Genomic DNA, 18,481 nt, shown 5'->3' on the forward strand with positions numbered 1-18,481 from the left:
TGGTCCGACTGGGCCTGGCTGAACTCCGCACCGGGCCCCGCCGTCGACTGACCCCCACCGGGGTCCCTCTGGAGCAGAGTCATGCATCCGATCAGCAGGCGGCGCCTGCTGCGGACGGCCGGAGCGGGAGCCCTCGCGCTCCCGCTCACGAGCCGTGCTGCATCCGCCGCCCCTTCCGCCGTCCCCGCCCTCTCGGACGCCCCTTCCGCCCCCACCGATGTCTCGGCGTCCCACGAGTGGCTCGGCGCCGGCGCCTTCACCCACGTGTACGACCCGTCCACGCCCGGACGCCGTCGCTACCTCAACGACCACACCCTGATCAGGGCCGGCGGCCGGTGGCACCTGTTCAGCATCGTCGGTGACAGCGCACCGCCCGGCGAAGCCCCCGACAGCTCCGCCGAGGTCTCCTTCGCGCACGCGTCCGCGCCCGACCCGTACGGCCCGTGGACCAGCCACGCCGACGCGCTGACCGTCGACCCGGCCTACCACGGGGAGGAGCACCTCTGGGCTCCGCACGTCATCGAGGCGGGCGGCACCTACTGGATGTTCTACGCCGCGGGCGGCCGCACCGGGGCGGCCATCAACCTCGCCCGCTCCACCGACCTCTTCACCTGGACCCGTGTCCCGTCCGGACCGCTCTTCCGCGGGATCAAGGCACGCGACCCGATGGTCGTGCGCATCGGGGACGCGTGGGTCATGTACTACACCGAGCTGGCCGCCACCGACGGCCGGCATCTGGTCCGCCACCGCCGCTCCATCGATCTGCTGCACTGGAGCGAGCCCGGCACCGCCTTCGCCGACGAGTCCACCGCGGGCCAGGGCGTCTCGGTCACCGAGTCGCCCTTCGTGATCGAACGGGGTGGCTGGTACTACCTGTTCCTCGGGCCCCGCGGTGGCTACGACGGCACCGACGTCCTCGCCTCCCGCGACCCCTTCCGCTTCACCCTCGACGGCTACGCCGGCCATGTGCCGGGCCACGCGGTCGAACCGGTCACCGACGGGCAGCGGTGGTACGCGAGTGCCGCCGGCTGGTTCCGGCGCGGGCTGTACGTGGCTCCGCTGGCCTGGCAGGACACTCCGCCCGCCTGGCAGAGCCCGGACAACCCGGTCGCCGCCCTGGACGTGCAGGGCCGGCTGTCCGTGTTCGCCCTCGACGCGGGCGACCGCTCGATCCTGCGGCGTGTCCAGCTCGACCCGGAAGCGGGCACCTGGTCCCCGTGGGAGCCGTTCGGCGGCCCCGCCGGTGCGGTGCCCACGCTCGGCCGCAACACCGGCGGCAGGCTGGAGGTGTTCTCGCTGGCCCCCGGCGGCGCCAACCTGCACCACCGGGTCCAGCGGCCGGACGGCGGCTGGCACGACTGGGAGGAGTTCGGCGGACCGGCCGGTGCCGCCCCCGCCGTCGCCCGCAATGCCGACGGACGCCTCGAAGTGTTCGCGCTCAGCCCGGCCGGCACCCTCATCGCCCGCCGCCGCCAGTGGTCGCCCGGCGCCCTCGCCTGGGACCCCTGGGACGCGGGCTTCGGCGGTCCGGCGGGCGCGCCGCCGGTCGTCGCCGCCAACGCGGACGGGCGCCTGGAGGTCTTCGCCCTCGCCCCCGGCGGCACCGCCATCCTCCACCGCTGGCAGCAGACACCGGGCGGTGCCTGGTCACCGTGGAACCGGTTCGGCACCCCGGCCGGTACCGCGCCGCGCGCGGGCCGCGACGGCACCGGCCGGCTCACCGTCACCGCGATCGCCCCGTCCGGTGTGGCGGCCTTCCAGCGGCGCCAGTCGGTCCCGAGCGGCGGCTGGGACGACTGGCAGCCGCTGCTCGGCTGGTCGGCCGCCGCCCCGCTGATCGTGCCCGGTGCCGACGGCCGCCTGGAGGCCCTCGCACTCGCCCCGGGCGGCGAACGGCTCGCCCACCGCTGGCAGACGGCACCCGGCGGCGCCTGGACACCGGAGGGGACCTCCGGCGAGGACTTCGGCGAACCGGGCGTCGTGCTCGCCGCGCCTCCCTCGGCCGTGACCGACGCCACCGGCCGGATCCATGTCTTCGCGGTGACCGCCGAAGGCGGGGTGCGCACCCGCGTCCAGGTCCGCCCCGGCGGCGGCTGGCAGCCGTGGTCCGCTTTCGGCGACCGCCTGGTGGCGCCCCTCCGATCGGCAGCCCCGATGCTCTGACCAACCGTTCCGAACCACCGCTCCAGGCCACCGCGCCGCGGCCCCCTCCACCGAAGTGGCCGATGCCACACGGTGAATCGACGTGTGCAAGGGGTAACGTTCGTCGTGTCGGGCGACGGTCGGCACGCGGGGACGGGGGCAGCGGTGAGCGGGATTGTGGTCCACCTGCCGGAGGGGAACGGCGGCGACGCGGTGACCCTGCGGCTCGGTCCGGGGGAACGCGTGCTGTTCGGCCGCGGCTCCTCCACCACTCCGGTCGGACTCCGCCTCGGCGACGAGGCGGTCTCCCGGCTGGCCGGTGAGATCCGCGCGACCGACGACCACTGGCAGCTGAGCAACCTCAGCACCACCCACGGCTACCTGGTGGAGAACCCGGAGGGCGCCGGCGAGTACCTGCGGGTTCCGCCGCGCCGCGTCGGGGCGCCCATCCCGTTCGAGTTCTCCCGGGTGGTGCTCCCCTCACGCGGCGAAACCCCGGTGCACTTACAGGTGTTCGCGCCCGACCACGTCTATCTGGACCCGCACGCGGCGGGCGGCTCCTGGGAGAGCCGTACCCTCACGGCGTACTCCCTGGACGAGACCGCCACGTACTTCCTCGTCCTCGTCGCGCTCTGCGAGCCATGGCTGCGCGACCGCTCGCCGGTCGCCGTGCCGACCACGCCCCAGGTCGTCGAGCGGCTGCGCGGCCATGCCGCCTGCACCCGGCTCACGGCGCGGGCGGTCAGTGCGCACATCGACTACCTCGCGGACGAGAAGCTGCGGATCAGCGCGCCCGCCCCGGACGGGGCCGGCCGCGCCGACCGCCGCAACGGCAAGCGCGAGGCCGTCGTCGGACTCGCACTGAAGTTCGGGATCGTGTCGGAGGAGCATCTCGCGCTCCTGCCGCCCCGGACCGGGTCCGCCGTTCCCGGGCGGTAGGGCGTGACGCGGATGGTGCGCGACCTGGCCGCCTCCTGGGGCGGCGACGGGACGGAGCTCCTGCCCCGCGGCCACCGGGTCGGTGACTGGATCGTGGAGGAGCCGATCGGCGCGGGTGGTTGGGCGACGGTGTACGCCGCGCGCCCGGCGCACCCGGGTGGCACGGACCGGGCCGGGGCGGACCCGCACGGCACGGGCCGGGAGCGGGTGTACGGGACGGCCGACGACGATCAGGTCGCCCTCAAGATCATGCCGACCGCCGGGCTCTCCCCACGCCAGGCACGCAACGTGGCCGAGGCCGCCCGTCGCGAGGTCGCGCTGGCCCGCACCGCTCCGCACCCGAGGCTCGTCCGGCTCCTCGACACACTGGTGCTGAGCGCCCCGGACCGGCCCGCTCTCGACGGCGCGATCGTCCTGCTCATGGAGCGGGCCCGGTGCAGCCTGCGCGAACTCCTCGACGCCGGCGTCGACGAGGCCCAGGGCGGCCGGATCGTCGCCGGGATCTGCGAGGGCCTCGCCCATCTGCACCGCGCCGGCTGGGTCCACACCGACCTCAAGCCCGAGAACGTCCTCATCGGCCGGGACGGCGAGGTACGGCTCTCCGACTTCGGTTTCGCCATCGAACTGACCGGCACCCACGGCTACTCGGCTCCCATGGGCACGCTCGACTACCTCCCGCCCGAGCGGTGGAAGGAGCCCCTCGGCGAGCGGGGCGTGCGGGTCCGGGCCACCGCCGACATCTGGGCGCTCGGCATCGTGATCCACGAGGTGTTCACCGCCGGAGTCTCCCCCTTCCCCGGTGCCACGCCGACCGCGCGGAGCGCCGCCGTGCAGGAGTACGCCGAGGGGCGCACGTCGTTACGGATGAACCACGCGGTTCCGGAGTTCTGGCGGGCCCTCGCCGCCGACTGCCTCGCCCCCACGCACACGGCCCGCGCCCCGCACACTGCCGGGAGTCTGCTCGCAAGGATCCGCGCCCATGAGGCCGGGCGCCGCCCGCGCCGGCGCCCCCGGCTCCGCCCCGCCCTCCTCGCCCTCGCCGCCTGCGCGGTGGCCGGTGGAGCGGCACTCTGGTCGTACCCGGGCGACACGGGAGGCGGCCGAGCCGGTGAAGGCGCCGCCCGGATCAGGGTGTTCAACGCCGAACGCGGCTGCCAGGGCCGGACCGACCACGACCCGCAGTGCAGCCTCGGCCTCGCGATCGACCCGCTGCTCCCGTACACGGCGGAGAACGTGGTGACGACCCGGGTGTGGCACGGCGATCTGCTCGAGGCCGACTGCCGGCTGCCCGAGGGGCAGCCCATCGTCGACGAGGAGGACACCAGGTCCACCGTCTGGTTCCGGATCCGCGTGCCCCGTCCGCAGGACACGGAGCGGACGCACGACACGGAGCGGACGCAGGGCACGGGGCGCGCGGACGCCCGGGCGACCGCCTGGCTGCCGGCCGTCCGCACGAAGGACCGCCCGGCGCTCCCCCGGTGCGCCCATGCCACCGCGACGGCCACCGGCACCGGTACGGGCACCACTGCGGGCACGGCCACCGGCACCGGTACGGGCACCGGCGACTGACCAGGTCTCGTGCCACCGAGGTCCCTCGCACGTGTCACTCCGGATGGTTCCGGATGCCGTGCCCGGCGCTCCCGCTTTCTACCTTGTCGGACGTCCGCCCGACCGACCGATCCGGAGACAGGGGAGCTGCGATGCCTACGACCGCCACCACGGGCCGCGCCACGGCCACCGTGCTCGGGCATCAGGAGCGCAAGGTGCTGACCGCGGTCGGCTGCGGCCTGCGGGACGACGAGATCGCCGCCTCCCTCGCCATCCCCGAGGACTCCGTGGCCGAACATCTCGCGCGGATCCTCGGGAGGCTCGGTCTGCGCGACCGGTCAGCCGCCATCGCCCACGCCTTCGACTGCGGCCTGGTCGTCCCCGGGCACGGCCCCCGCGCCCAGTCGGTGAGCGCGATGCCGCGGACCGCCGGCCGAGCGGCCGGACCGACGGTACGGATCTCGGTGCTCGGACCGCTGCAGGCCTGGCAGGACGGGCGGCCCCTGCGCCTGGGCCCTCTCCGCCAGCAAGCCGTGCTGGCCGCGCTGGCACTGCGTGCGGGGCGGACGCTCAGCCCCCAGGAGCTGCTCGACGGTGTGTGGGGGGTGGAGCCGCCCGTCGCGAACGTGGTGCCGGTCTACATCTACCGTCTGCGCAAGGCCCTGCGCATCGGGGACGGTCCGGATGCGGTCATCGAGCACGACCGGCGTGGTTACCGGCTGGCCTCCGGTGCGGTCGACGTGGACGTCGCGCGCATGGAGGAGCTGCTCGCCGGGATCGGGGCGGCGGATCGGGCAGGCGAACCGGCGGAGGTGATCCTCCTGTGTTCCCAGGCGCTGGAGCTCTTTCGCGGGGAACTCCTGGCCGGCCTGCCCGGACCGCTCGCCGAGATGGAGCGGCTGCGGCTGACGGACCGCCGGATCGCCATCGCGCAGCGGAAGGCCGAGTGCCGGCTGCGGCTCGGCCAGTGCTCCGAAGCGATCGCCGAGTTGTACGCCCTGTTCTCGGCGCACCCCCTGAACGAACCGGTGGCCGCGTTGCTGATGCGCGCGCTGTACCGGAACGGCAGGCAGATCGACGCTCTGACCGTGTTCGACCGTGCTCGCCGTCGTCTCGCCGACGACCTGGGGGTTCCTCCGAGCCGGATGCTGCGGCGGACGCACCGGATGATTCTGTGTGGGGACGAGGCAGGCCTCGGCCTCTCCGAGATCCCCCGGTGAGCGGAACGGCGCCGGGGGTGCCCGGCACCGGTCCGGCGGGCGGCGAGGACGACCGGCTCGCGGAGCGGGGCGGATGCTCCGCAAGCCGTCACCCGTCAGGGGGCGAAGGCCCTTTCCAGCCGGGGAATCAGATCCCTGAGGTCCTGTTCCCAGCAGCCGGCGTTGTGGCCGCCGTTGCATTGGGTGCCCCAGCCGGAACCGTCGCCGTAGTTGACGTAGTAGTAGGGCATGCCCAGGGCGTCCATGCGGGCCTTGACGTTCTTGGCCGCGCCCGCGACCCAGAATTCCATGTCGAGGGGCGAGCCGCCTCCGTCGCCCGTGTAGATGGAGACCCCGACTCCTGCGAACCTGTCCACATGCTGGGAGGGGTCCACCTCGTTCCACCGCCAGTCGGCGTTGAACACCGGGTAGGGCGAGCCGAACGCGGCGTCGCTGCCCACAGCGGGCTTGTAGGGCGAGTCGTTGGGGTCGCAGTATCCGGACGCCGACGCGCAGGCCGCGCCCAGCGCATCGGTGAGGGTGGCGACGACGGCGAACCGCAGGTCCATGGAGTTGGCCGACAGGTCGATGTCTCCGGACAGGGACGCCGTCTGGCTGAACAGGTCAGGACGGACCTGGGCGTAGTGGAAGGCTCCGAACCCGCCCATGGAGACGCCGGCGATGGCCCTGGCCTTCTTGGTGGGGATGGTCCGCAGGTTCGAGTCGATGAACGGGATCACCTGCTTGAGGTGGAAGTTCTCCCAGTTCTGTGCACCGAGCCGGGTCCTCTGGTCGAGCCAGTTGGCGTACCAGCCCCGAGCGCCGCCGTCCGGGATGACGGTGATCATCGAGTCCGACATGCTGAGCGCCGGATAGGTCTGCTGCACCGGGTCGTCGGGCGAGCCGTGCAGGAAGTACAGCACCGGGTAGCGTCGGTCCGGATCGTCGTAGTATCCGCTCGGCAGGATGATTTTGATGTGGTGCTTGCCCGTGACCTCGGGTGTCGTCACCGTGATGTGGAAGTTGGTGGAGCTCCCTTTCGCCGTGTCGACCTGGGTCAGGCCGAACCCGTTCGCCATCGGCGGCGGCGTGGCGCCGTCGGCTGCCTGTGCCGGACCTGCCGGCGCGACCATGGCGACCGCGGCGACCATCCAGGCCGCCGTCAAGCGCCACCAGCGCGGTTTCCTCGTCACAGTGTGCCCCCTCGTGAGCTGTGTCGTTGTGCGGCGCGGAACGTATCGGGAAGCGATGAAACCGGGATGAAAGGGCACGCCGGAGACCGTCGTCGGGGTTCCGGCGTGCCCCCGGGGCCGGGTCAGTCCAGGACCTTGATCCGCAGTGCCGGCGAAGCCGCGATCTGCTCCTCGGTGAACCGCTCGGTCACCCACTGGCCTGCCGAGAACAGCTTGGTCTGATCGGCGTGGTGCGGCGAGTCGGGGTTGGCCGACTGGGAGTAGGCCAGTACGGAGGAGGCCTGCGGCGGGCCCTCGGCGGTGAACCGCACCTGCTGGATGAAACTGGATCCGAAGACGATGTCCGGTGTGCCGTCGACCTGGCCGGGAGTGATCACGTTCAGGACGCCGAGTTCCCCGATCGAGCCGTGGATCGGGATCCGCTCACCGTTACGGGTGACCTTCTGGACGTCCGAGAGCGGCGCGTTCAGCGGGATGCCCGCCTTGCGCAGCGCGAGTACCGCCCGGCCGAACGCGTCGCGGACGGCCGGGCTTCCGGAGTCCAGCGAGTTGGGCGTGTGCACGGGGTCCTTGGGATCGAAGGGGACCCGCCAGGGAAGTTTCTCGGTCCCCTGTCCACCGAGCAGCAGAACCCAGTAGTTCGCGAACAGCCAGGACCCCCGGCTGTCCGACGTGTAGTCGTGGTCCTTCCAGGCGGCCAGGATCGGGCATGCCTCGCTGACGTTGACCAGGTTTCCGTCCACCAGGATCAGGCCGAAGGGGACGCTCTGGCACATCGTCACCGTGGCGTTGAGGGCCAGGTCGGCCGCCCTGCTGTTGTCGGCGAACAGCAACGTGCCCATGTTCTCCGGGGTGAAGCCCTTACCGGGCAGGCCGTCGGTGCCGTCGATTCGTTTCTGGGCGGTCAGGATCAGCTCCTGGGTGCGCAGCGAACGGGGCGCCGCCATGTCGCCCATCACCCTGGGGAAGGAGAGCGGCTGCTCGGGGTTGGCCAGCCAGGCGCTGTCGTTGGCGTTGCCCACGAAGTCGGACCGGATCAGGCGTGGCTGCTTGTGGGGGTCCAGCAGGCCGGGCGCGACCGCGTTCGGGTCGGTGGGCCAGTCGCATGCGCTGCGCTTGCCGTCGAGGATGGAGATCGGCGGCACGTTCGGCAGCCGTAGGGGTTGGCTGAAGAGCAGCTGACCGGTCTGGGTGAGGCACGACCGGGCGTGCTCGTCCGTGATGTTCGGGGCGGCCTGGATGTCCGCGTACAGCGCGTTGCCCTTGCGGTCGGAGGCGACGGTGTTGAAGTAGGGAACTCCCTGTGTGGTCTCCAGGATGTTCACCACGTCGTGGACGTCCTTGGCCTGATCGAGGCGGAACCAGGTGTTCAACGCCCTGAGGTTGGCCATGTTCACGTCGCGTACCGCGTGCGCGCTGACCACCCAGGGCAGCGGGACGCCCTGGATCGATGTGGTGACAGGGCCGTAACGCGTGGACCACAACGTCCTGGTGACCCTGCCGATGGAGCCGTCCGCGTTCAGCACGTCGACACCGACCTGCTGCGAGGTCATCCGTTGCCAGGCGCCGTCCACCAGGTAGTGGGTCGGGTTCAGCGGATCCACCTGCACGTCGAACAGCCCGAACGGCGCCACGGTGGCGACCGTGTGGCTCCAGGCGACGTCGTTGTTGTGTCCGATGTTCACCGCGGGCAATCCCAGCAGGCTGGCCCCGGAGACGTCGACCTTCCCCGGGATCGTCAGCTGGCTCTGCCACATACGGTTCTTTCCCTGCCACGGGAAGTGCGGGTTGGCCAGCATCATGCTGGTGCCGCCCGAGACGCCCTGGGAACCGACCGCCAACGCGTTGCTGCCCATGCTCTGCTGCCGGCTCACCGCCATCGCGTCGCGGATCCTCTCCGCGGTCCTCGCGGTCTCCGCGCTCCCTGTCGTCTTCGCGCTCCCCGTCGTCCCGGCGGTCTTCCGCCCGGCCTTCCCGGCGGTCGGTGCCGGCGGCGCGGCGGCCGACGCCCCGGGGGGCGCGGCGTTCACCTGACCGTCCAGCAGCGCATCGGCACTGCCCATGATGATCTCGGCGTGTGCGTGCCGGTAGACGTCCAGCTCCGTGATCGGCCGCACCCAGGCCGCACCGCGGCAGGCCGGGTCCGAGATGTTGTTCACGCCCGTCTCGGCCAGGTACCGGTTGTACCCCTGGACGTAGCCGCGGATGGCGTCCTCGACCTCCGGCTCCGGCCCGTCGGGGGCGGGCCGGCCGCGCAGCCGTTCCACCACTCCGTTGTCCTTGATCCGCTGGAAGTACAGGTCGCTGTTGAGATTGGTGGTGCTGTTCTGGTTCTGGCCGGGGCTCGCTCTGCCGTTGGGCCCCAGGTAGCGGGATCTCTGGGCGTTGACCATCAGATAGGTGTCGGCCAGCGTGCAGATGTTGTCCTTGGCCGCGGCGTATCCGTAGCCGGTTCCCAGCCCCTCCCAGTCCGAGGCGATGATGTGCGGGATTCCGTACTCGGTGTACCGGATCGTCGGCTTGTCCGGCCCCTGCTCGGCGGCGGGTGACCCGGTGGCCGCGGTCGTGCTCATCACCGCCACCGCCGCCACGACCGCCATCGGCAGTCTCGCTCTGCATCTCCTCCGCGCCATCGAGCCGTCCTTCCCCTTCGGGCCCTTCGGCCCGGTGGTCCCTGTGGTAGAGGCCTTCTGCGAACGCGGCCACGTTAAGGAAGACCGATGAAATCCCGATGATGCGGGCGCCCCACAGGGGCAGGACGACCGGCGGCGGCCGCATACCGGGCCCGAGCGTGCGCCGGAACGCCGGACCGTTGCAACCGTCGGCCGCACACTGCTCAGTGGCGGTCCTGTTCGAAGCTCCGCAGCAGGTCTGCCGCGACGCTCACCGCGATGGTCGCGGGCTCCTTGCCGGTGATGCCGGGGATGCCGATCGGGGTCTTGATCCGGTCGACGGCCGCGGCGTCGTGGCCGCCCTCAGTGGCCAGGCGATGCCGGAAGCGGGCCCATTTGGCGGCCGAGCCGATCAGTCCGATCGAGCCGAGACCGGTGGTGCGCAGAGCCGCGTCGCACAGTGCGGCGTCCTCGGCGTGATCATGAGTCATGATCAGGACGTGGGTGCCGGGTGCCAGCCGTACCAGCACCTCCTCGGGAAGCAGCGGGGTGTGGTGCACGTGGATCTGCGCCACCGCATCCTCGAGCACGTCGAGCCGGTCGTCGGCGAGCATCCCCGGGCGGGAGTCCACCAGGTGCAGATCGACGTGGTGGCGGGCCAGGATGCGTGCCAGCTCCAGCCCGACGTGCCCGACGCCGAAGATCGCCACGGCCGGGACCACCGGCAGCGGTTCGAGCAGTGCGGTGACGGCTCCGCCGCAGCACTGGACGCCGTGCCGGTTGGTGACCTTGTCGTTGAGGGCGAACTCCATCAGCTCCGGCTCGGGATCGGGCGTACCGATCAGCTCGCGGGCCCGGTCGATCGCGACGGCCTCGATGTTGCCGCCGCCGATCGAGCCCCAGGTCTCGGTACGTCCGACGACGAGTTTGGCACCGGCCCGGCGCGGTGCGTGGCCGCGCACGGTCACGACGGTCACCAGCACGCCGGGTTCCCGGCGGGCTCGCAACCGCGCGACCGCGGCCACCCAGTTCTTGTCAGGCATTGCTCACAGCGTCTGCTTCGGTGGGAATCTCGTCGCCCGTGCGGGCGTGGTCGGTGCGCTGCGCGCCGCCATGGCGAGCTGCTTCGATCGCCCAGTACACCGCCTCCGGTGTCGCGGGGGAGGCGAGTTCCACGCCGACCCCCGCGGGCCCGAATGCCGCGGCGGCCTGCCGCAGTGCTTCCCGCACCGAGAACGCCAGCATCAGCGGCGGCTCACCCACGGCCTTGGACCCGTACACCGCGCCCTCTTCCGTGGCGTTCTCCAGCAGCGTGACGTTGAACTCCTCGGGCATCTCCGAGAAGCTCGGCAGCTTGTAGGTACTCGCCGCCTGGGTCAGCAGCCGGCCGCGGTTGGGCCCGTCACCGGTGTCCCAGCGCATGTCCTCCAGCGTCAGCCAGCCCGCGCCCTGCACGAACCCGCCCTCGACCTGCCCGATGTCGATCATCGGGGACAGACTGTCGCCGACGTCGTGCACGATGTCGACCCGCCGGATGCGGTACGCACCGGTGAAGCCGTCCACCTCCACCTCGGCCGCGGCGGCACCGTAGGCGAAGTACTTGAACGGCGAGCCCCTGAACGTCTTCGCGTCCCAGTGCAGCCCCTCGGTACGGTAGAAGCCGGCCGCCGACAGCTGGACGCGCTGGAGGTACGCGGCGCGCACCAGGTCGTCCCAGGCGAGCTCCTCGTCGCTGCCCAGGGCGCGCGCGATGCCCTCGGCGATGCGCACGTCCGAGGCGTTGACACCCAGCCGGCCGGCGGCCACCTGCAGCAGCCGCGCGCGCAACTGCTCGCAGGCGTTCTTCACCGCCGCACCGTTGAGATCGGCGCCGGAACTGGCCGCCGTGGCGGAGGTGTTGGGTACCTTGTCCGTTCGCGTGGGGGCCAGCCGTACCTTGTGCAGCGGGATGCCCAGCGTGGTCGCGGCCACCTGCAGCATCTTGGTGTGCAGGCCCTGGCCCATCTCTGTGCCGCCGTGGTTGATCAGGACCGATCCGTCCTTGTAGATCAGCACCAGGGCGCCGCCCTGATTGAAGGCGGTGAGGTTGAACGAGATGCCGAACTTGATGCCGGTGAGAGCCAGTGCCCGCTTGGTGTTCGGGTGCGCGGCGTTGAAGGCAGCGATCTCGCGCTTGCGACCGGCGACGCCGGCGGCGTCCTGGACCTGCTGCCAGACAGCGGAGATCCGTTCGGGCTGGAGGACCGGCTGTCCGTACGGCGTCGAGTGGCCCTGCCGGTAGAAGTTGCGCTCCCGCAGCTCCATCGGGTCCAGGCCCAGCAGCGGAGCGCACCGGCCCATGATGTCCTCGATCACCAGCATGCCCTGCGGTCCTCCGAAGCCGCGGAAGGCGGTGTTGGAGACCTTGTTGGTCCTGGCGACGCGGCCGGTGACGCGGGCGTTGGGGATCCAGTAGGTGTTGTCGATGTGGCACAGCGCGCGGGCCACCACCGGTTCGGACAGATCCAGGCTCCAGCCACCGTCCGCGGTCAGGGTGGCGTCCAGTGCCTGGATGCGGCCGTCGGCGTCGAAGCCGATCTTCCACGTGGCGTGGAATCCGTGGCGTTTGCCGGACATCGTCAGGTCCTGAGTGCGGTTGAGCCGCACCCGCACGGGCCGGCCGGTCAGCCTGGCGCCGAGCGCTGCCACGGCCGCGAACCCGTGCGGCTGCATCTCCTTGCCGCCGAAGCCGCCCCCCATCCTCAGGCACTGCACGGTCACCTCGTGGCTGTGCAGGCCGAGCACGTGCGCGACGATCTCCTGTGTCTCGGAAGGATGCTGGGTGCTGCTCTGGACGAACACCTGCCCCGCCTCGTCGACATGGGCCAGCGCCGCGTGCGTCTCGAGGTAGAAGTGCTCCTGATCGGGGAACTGGAACTCGCCGGTGAACACGTGCGCGGAGTCGGCGAAGCCGGCGTCGACGTCGCCGGTCAGCATCACGGGCCGGGCACCGTGGAAGCTGCCGGCCGCGATGGCGTCCCGCAGGGTGACGATGGAGGGCAGTTCGTCGACGTCCACCTCGACGGCCGCCGCGCCGAGCCGTGCCGCCTCCAGGGTCTCGCCGAGCACCCAGGCCACCGCGTGGCCGTGGAACATGACCTCGTCGGGGAAGAGGGGTTCGTCGTGCTTCATTCCGGCGTCGTTGACGCCGGGTACGTCGGCGCCGGTCAGCACGCGGACCACCCCGGGCACGGCGAGCGCCGACCCGGTGCGCAGCGCGGTGATCCTTCCGTGGGCCTTCATGACCTGCACCGGGTAGGCGTGCAGCACGTCCTTGGTGCGATGGACCAGGTCGTCGGTGTAGAGCGCGGCACCGGTGACGTGCAGGGCGGCGCTCTCGTGCGGCAGCGGAAGCCCGACGACCGGCTTCTCGGGGCGCTCGGACAGATGGCTCATGACGACACCGCCCCGGTGGTTCGCGCGTACAGCTTGCGAAGGCTCTGCCCGAGCATCGCGGAGCGATAGCGGGCGCTGGCACGGTGATCGTTCATCGGGGTTCCCTGGGCCTGCAGCACCTGGGCCGCCGCCTCGACGGTCTCCACGGCCCACGGTTCGCCCTCCAGGGCCGCCTCGGCGGCGAGGGCGCGGATCGGGGTGGCGGCCACGCCGCCCAGGCCGATGCGTGCCTTGCGGACGATGCCGTCGTCGACGGTGAGCGCAAAGGCGACCGCCACGCTGGAGATGTCGTCGAAGCGCCGCTTGGCGATCTTGTGGAAGGCCACGACCGGCGACAGTGGCAGCGGGACGCGCACCGCGCGGATCAGCTCGCCGGGACGGCGCACGCTCCGTCGGTAGCCGGTGAAGTAGTCCGCCAGCGGGACCTCGCGCTCACCGTCGGCGTCGGCGAGCACCACGGATGCCTCCAGCGCGAGCAGCACCGGCGGGCTGTCACCGATGGGGGAACCGGTACCCAGGTTGCCGCCGAGGGTCGCACTGTTGCGGATGAGCCGGGAGGCGAACTGCGGGAAGAGTTCCGCCAGCAGCGGGACGCTGCCGTCGAGGCGGCGCTCGATCTCGGTGAGCGTCAGCGCCGCCCCGATCTCGATGTGGTCCGGTGCGACACGCAGCTCCCGCAATGCGGGGAGCCGGTCGATGGCGATCACGCAACCCGCCCGGCGGGAGCGGATGTTCACCTCCACGCCCCAGTCGGTGCTTCCGGCGACCACCACCGCGGCGGGCCGCTCGCGCAGCAGTTGCAGCGCTTCGGCCAGAGTGCTCGGCCGCAGGAACGCACTGCCGTCGCGGGTGTATGCGGTGGCGACCGGTTCGGGCGGGGACTGTTCCCGCCGCTGCGCCAGCGGGTCGTCCTCGGCGGGCTCACCGACGGCGAACGCGGCATCGCGGATCGGCCGGTAGCCGGTGCACCGGCACAGGTTTCCGCTCAGCGCGTGCAGGTCGAAACCGTTCGGACCGTGCTCGGGGTCGGTGCCGTGCCCGGGGTCGGAGCGGTCGGCCGGTTCGGCGCGCGCACAGCGGTCGGGCCGGTAGTACTCGGCGGCCATGCTGCAGATGAATCCAGGTGTGCAGTAGCCGCATTGGGAGCCGCCGCGGACCGCCATCTCCTCCTGCACCGGATGCAGCGTCGGTGGCGTGCCGGGCGCGCCGGTGGTGGCGAGCCCCTCGGAGGTGATGACCTCCTGACCGTCGAGCGCCGCGACCGGGACCAGGCAGGCGTTGACCGCCACCCAGTCGGTGGGCTTGTTCGTCCCGGGACGGGCCACCAGGACCGAACAGGCGCCGCATTCACCCTCGGCGCAACCCTCCTTGGTGCCGGTGAGGCCGCGCTCGCGCAGAAAATCGAGCACCGTGGTGTGGGGCGCGGCCGGTGAAATCGGTGTTTCCTTCCCGTTGACCGTGATCCGCGCCGCTACCATGACGCATCCTCATTTCGGTGCGCGCAAGAGTTGATTGTTCCAGTCGCCATTTCAGAAGCCTTCTATATCGCTGGCGCAGCTCGAGAAACCGGTGCGCGGTCCAGCCGGCAACGACGTGCCGCAGGCGGTGACAGAATGCAGGAGAATCCGGCGCCCGTGATCGGGCACGCCGGAGAAAGGGCTGTTCAGCAGCCGTGTGCCACGCGACCCGGAACCCAGGCGGCCCGGCGGGCGAGGCGATGCAGATCGGAGAAGATTGACATCCGACGTCGCCTCCTTCCAAAAGTTCACGAGCCGGTGCGCTCGAAAATAGGGTGCCGCTGGCCCGTCGGTCAACCCTGTGTGCGGAAATCGTGAGCCGGTTCTTTCTCCGGTGGCAGCAGTCGCGGGACGCCCTGGCGCTCACGCATGACACCGCCGTACTCGTTCGGACCGCACGGCATCTCGAACCGGCCCGTGAACCCGAGCTCTTCCCCGGGCGGGCCGGGAGACGGTGAGCACCACGGCCGGGGAGCGCGGTCGGGTAAACCCGACCATCAGGTCTCGACCTGGCCGTCATGACGGGGGCGGTAAGGGCCGGGTCTGATGGAGGGGTGCTTACTCCTCCGACGCAAATCCCGTGGAAGCAGCGGCTGTTGTGGTCCGGCGGCTGGCTCGTGGCGTTCGTGTGGGCCGGGGTGTTCCCGCTCATCGCGGCGCCCGGGCCGCACCGGATCTGGGGGGCCTGCGCGTCCCTCGGCTACTTCTGTGCGGCGCTCGCCGCGCTGCGGCCGCGGGGGCGGGGCCCGTCCGTCGGGTTCGCCCTCGCCGGCGCGGTGGCCGTGCCGCTGCTGGTGCTGCTGGCCGGCGGTGGGGCACAGAGCGAGGTCGGCGTCATCGAGCGGTCCGGGATCCTGACCCTTGGTCAGGCCACCCCGTACCTGGCCGATCCCCGCACGGTGGTCGAGGTCACCCCGTACCTGCCGGGTATGGCGGTGTTCGGGCTGCCGCGTGCGGTGCTGGGCGACAGTGGCCCGCTGCCCGGGCTGCTGGGCGACGCCCGGCTCTGGTGCGCGGCAGCCTTCCTCGGCTGCCTGTGGGCGGCGCGCCGCGCCACCCTGCGCGGGACGGACGGTCCGCGGGAGGGCGCGGGCGGCACGGTGAGCCGTGACGCCGTCGGCGCGTTCGTCGCCTCGCCGGTGGTCGCGCTGCCGCTGTGCGTCAGCGGCGTGGACCTGCCACTCACCGGGTTGCTGTTCCTGGCGCTGGTGTACGCGGCCCGGCGGCGCCCGGTGGCGGCCGGGCTGGCGCTGGCCGCCGCCTGCTCCCTCAAGTGGACGGCGTGGCCCGCCGTCGCGGTCGCCGTGGCGCTGCTCGCCCATCACGGAGGGACGCGGGCGGCCGTGCGCGGGGCGACCGTGGCGGTGGCGGGCACGGTCCTGCTCGTCCTGCCGAGCGCGCTGTTGTCCCCCGGTCCGTTGGTGCAGCAGGTGTTCGCGTTCCCGACCGGGCGCGGCCCGTGGGAGACCCCGGCGGCCAGTCCGCTGCCGGGCCGGCTGCTCGCCGACCTCGGGCCGGCCGGTTGGTACGCGGCGGTCGCGCTGCTGCTGGCCGGCGGGCTCACCGTCGCGGTCTCCCTCGTCGTACGGCCCCCGTACGACCTCGTGTCCGCCGCCGACCGGCTGGCCGTCGGCCTGTGCGTGGCGTTCCTCCTCGCGCCGGCCGGGCGGTTCGGGTACCTCGCCCTGCCGGTCGCCCTGGCCGTGCTGGCACGGCTGGTGGGCGGTGCCCGCCGGCCGGCGCCCGGCCTCGTCGTACGGGCCTCACACCCGGGCGCCCGGCCCGCGGACCCGGTCGCGGTGACGGCCGCGTGGGGTGCCCGGTGAGCGCCCGCCGCACCGCGGCGGTGGCAGCCGCCCTGCGGTGGGGCGCGCACCGGTTCCCGTTCGTGGAGGACGAGGTGGCAGGCCTGCGGGCGTTCGTACCGCCGGGGTCGGTGAGCGTGGACGTGGGCGCCGAGTACGGGCTGTACACCTGGGTGCTGTCGGCGCTCGCCGGACCGTCCGGCCGGGTGCACAGCGTGGAGCCGCTGCCCGGCCCGAACCGCTGGCTGAGCACCACCGCGCGGCTCCTGGGCGCCCGCAACGTCACCGTGCACCGCGCCGCCCTGGGGGCGCGGGCCGGGCACGGGAAGCTCAGCCTGCCGCTCCGGCGGGGCCTGCCGGTGCACGGGCGCGCGTACCTGACCGAGGGCGCGGACGGGCCCGGTCCCAATGCCGAGTTCCGCGCCGCGCGCACCGTGCACGCCCCCGTCCGCACCCTCGACGAGCTGGCCGGCGACGCCGGCCCGGGGCGGGTGGCGTTCGTCAAGGCCGATGTCGAAGGCGCCGAACTGGACGTGCTGGAGGGCGGATCGGACACACTGCGCCGCCACCGGCCCACGCTGCTGCTGGAGATCGAGCGGCGGCACCTCGCGAAGTACGGCGCGGATCCCGCCGACGTCCTGCGGCATCTGCGGTCCTTCGGCTACCAGGCGCACCGCCGGCGGCGCGGCCGCTGGGTCCCCGTCCCCCTCGTCACCGACGACTGCCGCAACTACCTCTTCACCGCCTGACCTCTCCCGCCCCACTCCTCCCACGAAGGCAGCGACCGCCCATGGGCACCACCCTGATCGTCACCAACGACTTCCCGCCCCGCCAGGGGGGCATCGAGACGTTCGTCCACGCCATGGCGACCCGCGTCCCCGGCAACGACGTGGTCGTCTACACGTCCAGCGAGCCGGGTGCCGCCGCGTACGACGCCACCTTGCCGTTCCCGGTGATCAGGGACTCCAGCCGCATGCTGCTGCCCACCCCCCGCGTGACCCGCCGCGCGGTGGAGATCGCGCGGCACCACGGCTGCGACCGGGCCTGGTTCGGGGCCGCGGCGCCGCTCGCGGCGATGGCTCCGGCGCTGCGGCGCGGCGGGATACGGCGGATGGTCGCCACCACGCACGGCCACGAGATCTGGTGGGCGCGCACACCGGGTGCGCGGCAGGTGATGCGGCGCATCGGCGACCACGTGGACGTCGTCACGTACCTCGGTGAGTACACGCGGCGCCGTATCGCGCCGGCGCTGGGACCGCGGGCCCGACTGGTGCGGCTGGTCCCGGGCGTGGACCCGGCGGGGTTCCGGCCCGCGCCCGCCCGGGCGCGGGCGGTCCTGGAGCGGCACGGCATCGTGGGCCGCAAGGTCGTCCTGTGCGTCTCACGGCTGGTGACGCGCAAGGGTCAGGACATGCTGATACGCGCGCTGCCGGGCATACGGCGGGCCGTGCCGGACGCGGTGCTGGTGATCGTGGGCGGCGGCCCGGACGAGGAGCGGCTGCGGAAGCTGGCGCGCCGGCACGCCGACGGTCACGTCGTGTTCGCCGGAGGCCTGGACCATGCGTCGACGGCCCCGTACTACGCGGCGGCGGACCTGTTCGCGATGCCGTGCCGGACCCGGAAGGCCGGGCTGGAGGCGGAGGGGCTGGGCATCGTGTTCCTGGAGGCGGCCGCCAGCGGACTGCCCGTGGTCGCCGGGGACTCGGGCGGCGCGCCGGACGCGGTCCTCGACGGGGTGACGGGCACCGTGGTGGACGGCACGGACGTACGAGCCGTGGCCCGCGCCGTGTCGGGGATCCTGCGCGACCCGGAGAGGGCCGCGGCGATGGGTGAGGCGGGGCGGGAGTGGGTGGCCGCGCAGTGGTCCTGGGACACGTCGGCGGAACGGCTGACGCAGCTGCTCGCGCCGGGCGCCGACCTCAGGGCGGTCGTGTCCGGACGGGGCGACGACGTGGACTGAAGGGCCGTCGGCCCTCCCCCGGCGGCGGTGGTCCGTGCCGGCCCCGCCCACCGCCGGAGCCGCCGCGGTGTACCGGGGAAGCGCCCGGGGCGTGCCGGGTGGGACGCGGCCGGGGCGGCGTTGCCTCGCGG

General features: G+C 72.6%; 12 protein-coding genes. 7 read left to right on the plus strand and 5 right to left on the minus strand.

The genetic code is table 11. The annotated features are described in order from the left end of the window. Positions 1-81 precede the first annotated feature (81 nt). The 4 genes from IH00_RS0102480 (at position 82) to IH00_RS0102495 (ending at position 5,849) form a co-directional block, all read left to right on the plus strand. On the plus strand, positions 82-2,163 hold the full coding sequence (locus IH00_RS0102480; RefSeq protein ID WP_031069020.1) for a DUF8189 domain-containing protein: 2,082 nt from the start codon (positions 82-84) through the stop codon (positions 2,161-2,163). A gap of 144 nt (positions 2,164-2,307) precedes the next feature. Beyond that, on the plus strand, positions 2,308-3,081 hold the full coding sequence (locus IH00_RS0102485) for an FHA domain-containing protein (RefSeq protein ID WP_031069022.1): 774 nt from the start codon (positions 2,308-2,310) through the stop codon (positions 3,079-3,081). A gap of 12 nt (positions 3,082-3,093) precedes the next feature. After that, positions 3,094-4,650: a serine/threonine-protein kinase gene (locus IH00_RS0102490; RefSeq protein ID WP_063835292.1), complete on the plus strand. Its 1,557-nt coding sequence runs from the start codon at positions 3,094-3,096 to the stop codon at positions 4,648-4,650. Between the two features lie 131 nt (positions 4,651-4,781). Further along, positions 4,782-5,849: an AfsR/SARP family transcriptional regulator gene (locus IH00_RS0102495; RefSeq protein ID WP_031069027.1), complete on the plus strand. Its 1,068-nt coding sequence runs from the start codon at positions 4,782-4,784 to the stop codon at positions 5,847-5,849. A gap of 95 nt (positions 5,850-5,944) precedes the next feature. On the opposite strand, the gene IH00_RS0102500 is transcribed toward IH00_RS0102495, so the two are convergent. The 5 genes from IH00_RS0102500 to IH00_RS0102520 all read right to left on the minus strand — a co-directional run bounded on the left by IH00_RS0102500 (position 5,945) and on the right by IH00_RS0102520 (position 14,546). After that, positions 5,945-6,979: an alpha/beta hydrolase gene (locus tag IH00_RS0102500; protein ID WP_052411129.1), complete on the minus strand. Its 1,035-nt coding sequence runs from the start codon at positions 6,977-6,979 to the stop codon at positions 5,945-5,947. Positions 6,980-7,143: 164 nt separating this feature from the next. Beyond that, entirely contained in the window at positions 7,144-9,654 is a 2,511-nt protein-coding gene (locus IH00_RS0102505) for a penicillin acylase family protein (protein WP_031069030.1), read from the minus strand. A gap of 203 nt (positions 9,655-9,857) precedes the next feature. Next, entirely contained in the window at positions 9,858-10,676 is an 819-nt protein-coding gene (xdhC, locus tag IH00_RS0102510; RefSeq protein WP_031069032.1) for a xanthine dehydrogenase accessory protein XdhC, read from the minus strand. Next, the gene (xdhB, locus tag IH00_RS0102515; protein WP_031069034.1) at positions 10,669-13,068 is read right to left on the minus strand and encodes a xanthine dehydrogenase molybdopterin binding subunit; all 2,400 of its coding nucleotides are present in this window, start codon (positions 13,066-13,068) and stop codon (positions 10,669-10,671) included. The genes xdhC and xdhB overlap by 8 nt, the downstream gene beginning before the upstream one ends. Then, entirely contained in the window at positions 13,065-14,546 is a 1,482-nt protein-coding gene (locus IH00_RS0102520) for a xanthine dehydrogenase small subunit (protein WP_031069035.1), read from the minus strand. The genes xdhB and IH00_RS0102520 overlap by 4 nt, the downstream gene beginning before the upstream one ends. A 593-nt stretch (positions 14,547-15,139) precedes the next feature. Here IH00_RS0102520 and IH00_RS0102525 point away from each other — a divergent pair. From IH00_RS0102525 to IH00_RS0102535, 3 genes are read left to right on the plus strand one after another with little or no spacing between them, the layout of a single operon-like run. Then, complete coding sequence (locus tag IH00_RS0102525; protein WP_234334735.1) at positions 15,140-16,411, plus strand: glycosyltransferase 87 family protein; 1,272 nt, start codon at positions 15,140-15,142, stop codon at positions 16,409-16,411. Continuing rightward, entirely contained in the window at positions 16,408-17,139 is a 732-nt protein-coding gene (locus IH00_RS0102530; RefSeq protein WP_031069037.1) for an FkbM family methyltransferase, read from the plus strand. Before IH00_RS0102525 ends, IH00_RS0102530 begins: the two co-directional genes overlap by 4 nt. Before the next feature lie 41 nt (positions 17,140-17,180). After that, a complete protein-coding gene (locus IH00_RS0102535) occupies positions 17,181-18,350 on the plus strand; it encodes a glycosyltransferase family 4 protein (RefSeq protein WP_039946058.1) in 1,170 nt (389 codons plus the stop codon). Positions 18,351-18,481 lie beyond the last annotated feature (131 nt).

The organism is Streptomyces sp. NRRL S-118 (assembly GCF_000716335.1).
GTDB lineage: Bacteria > Actinomycetota > Actinomycetes > Streptomycetales > Streptomycetaceae > Streptomyces.

Coding starts and splice junctions, on each gene's coding strand:
- IH00_RS0102520 (WP_031069035.1), bottom strand. CDS start 14,546: ATGGTAGCGGCGCGGATCACGGTCAACGGGAAGGAAACACCGATTTCA.
- IH00_RS0102495 (WP_031069027.1), top strand. CDS start 4,782: ATGCCTACGACCGCCACCACGGGCCGCGCCACGGCCACCGTGCTCGGG.
- IH00_RS0102500 (WP_052411129.1), bottom strand. CDS start 6,979: ATGGTCGCCGCGGTCGCCATGGTCGCGCCGGCAGGTCCGGCACAGGCA.
- IH00_RS0102490 (WP_063835292.1), top strand. CDS start 3,094: ATGGTGCGCGACCTGGCCGCCTCCTGGGGCGGCGACGGGACGGAGCTC.
- IH00_RS0102505 (WP_031069030.1), bottom strand. CDS start 9,654: ATGGCGCGGAGGAGATGCAGAGCGAGACTGCCGATGGCGGTCGTGGCG.
- xdhB (WP_031069034.1), bottom strand. CDS start 13,068: ATGAGCCATCTGTCCGAGCGCCCCGAGAAGCCGGTCGTCGGGCTTCCG.
- IH00_RS0102480 (WP_031069020.1), top strand. CDS start 82: ATGCATCCGATCAGCAGGCGGCGCCTGCTGCGGACGGCCGGAGCGGGA.
- IH00_RS0102535 (WP_039946058.1), top strand. CDS start 17,181: ATGGGCACCACCCTGATCGTCACCAACGACTTCCCGCCCCGCCAGGGG.
- xdhC (WP_031069032.1), bottom strand. CDS start 10,676: ATGCCTGACAAGAACTGGGTGGCCGCGGTCGCGCGGTTGCGAGCCCGC.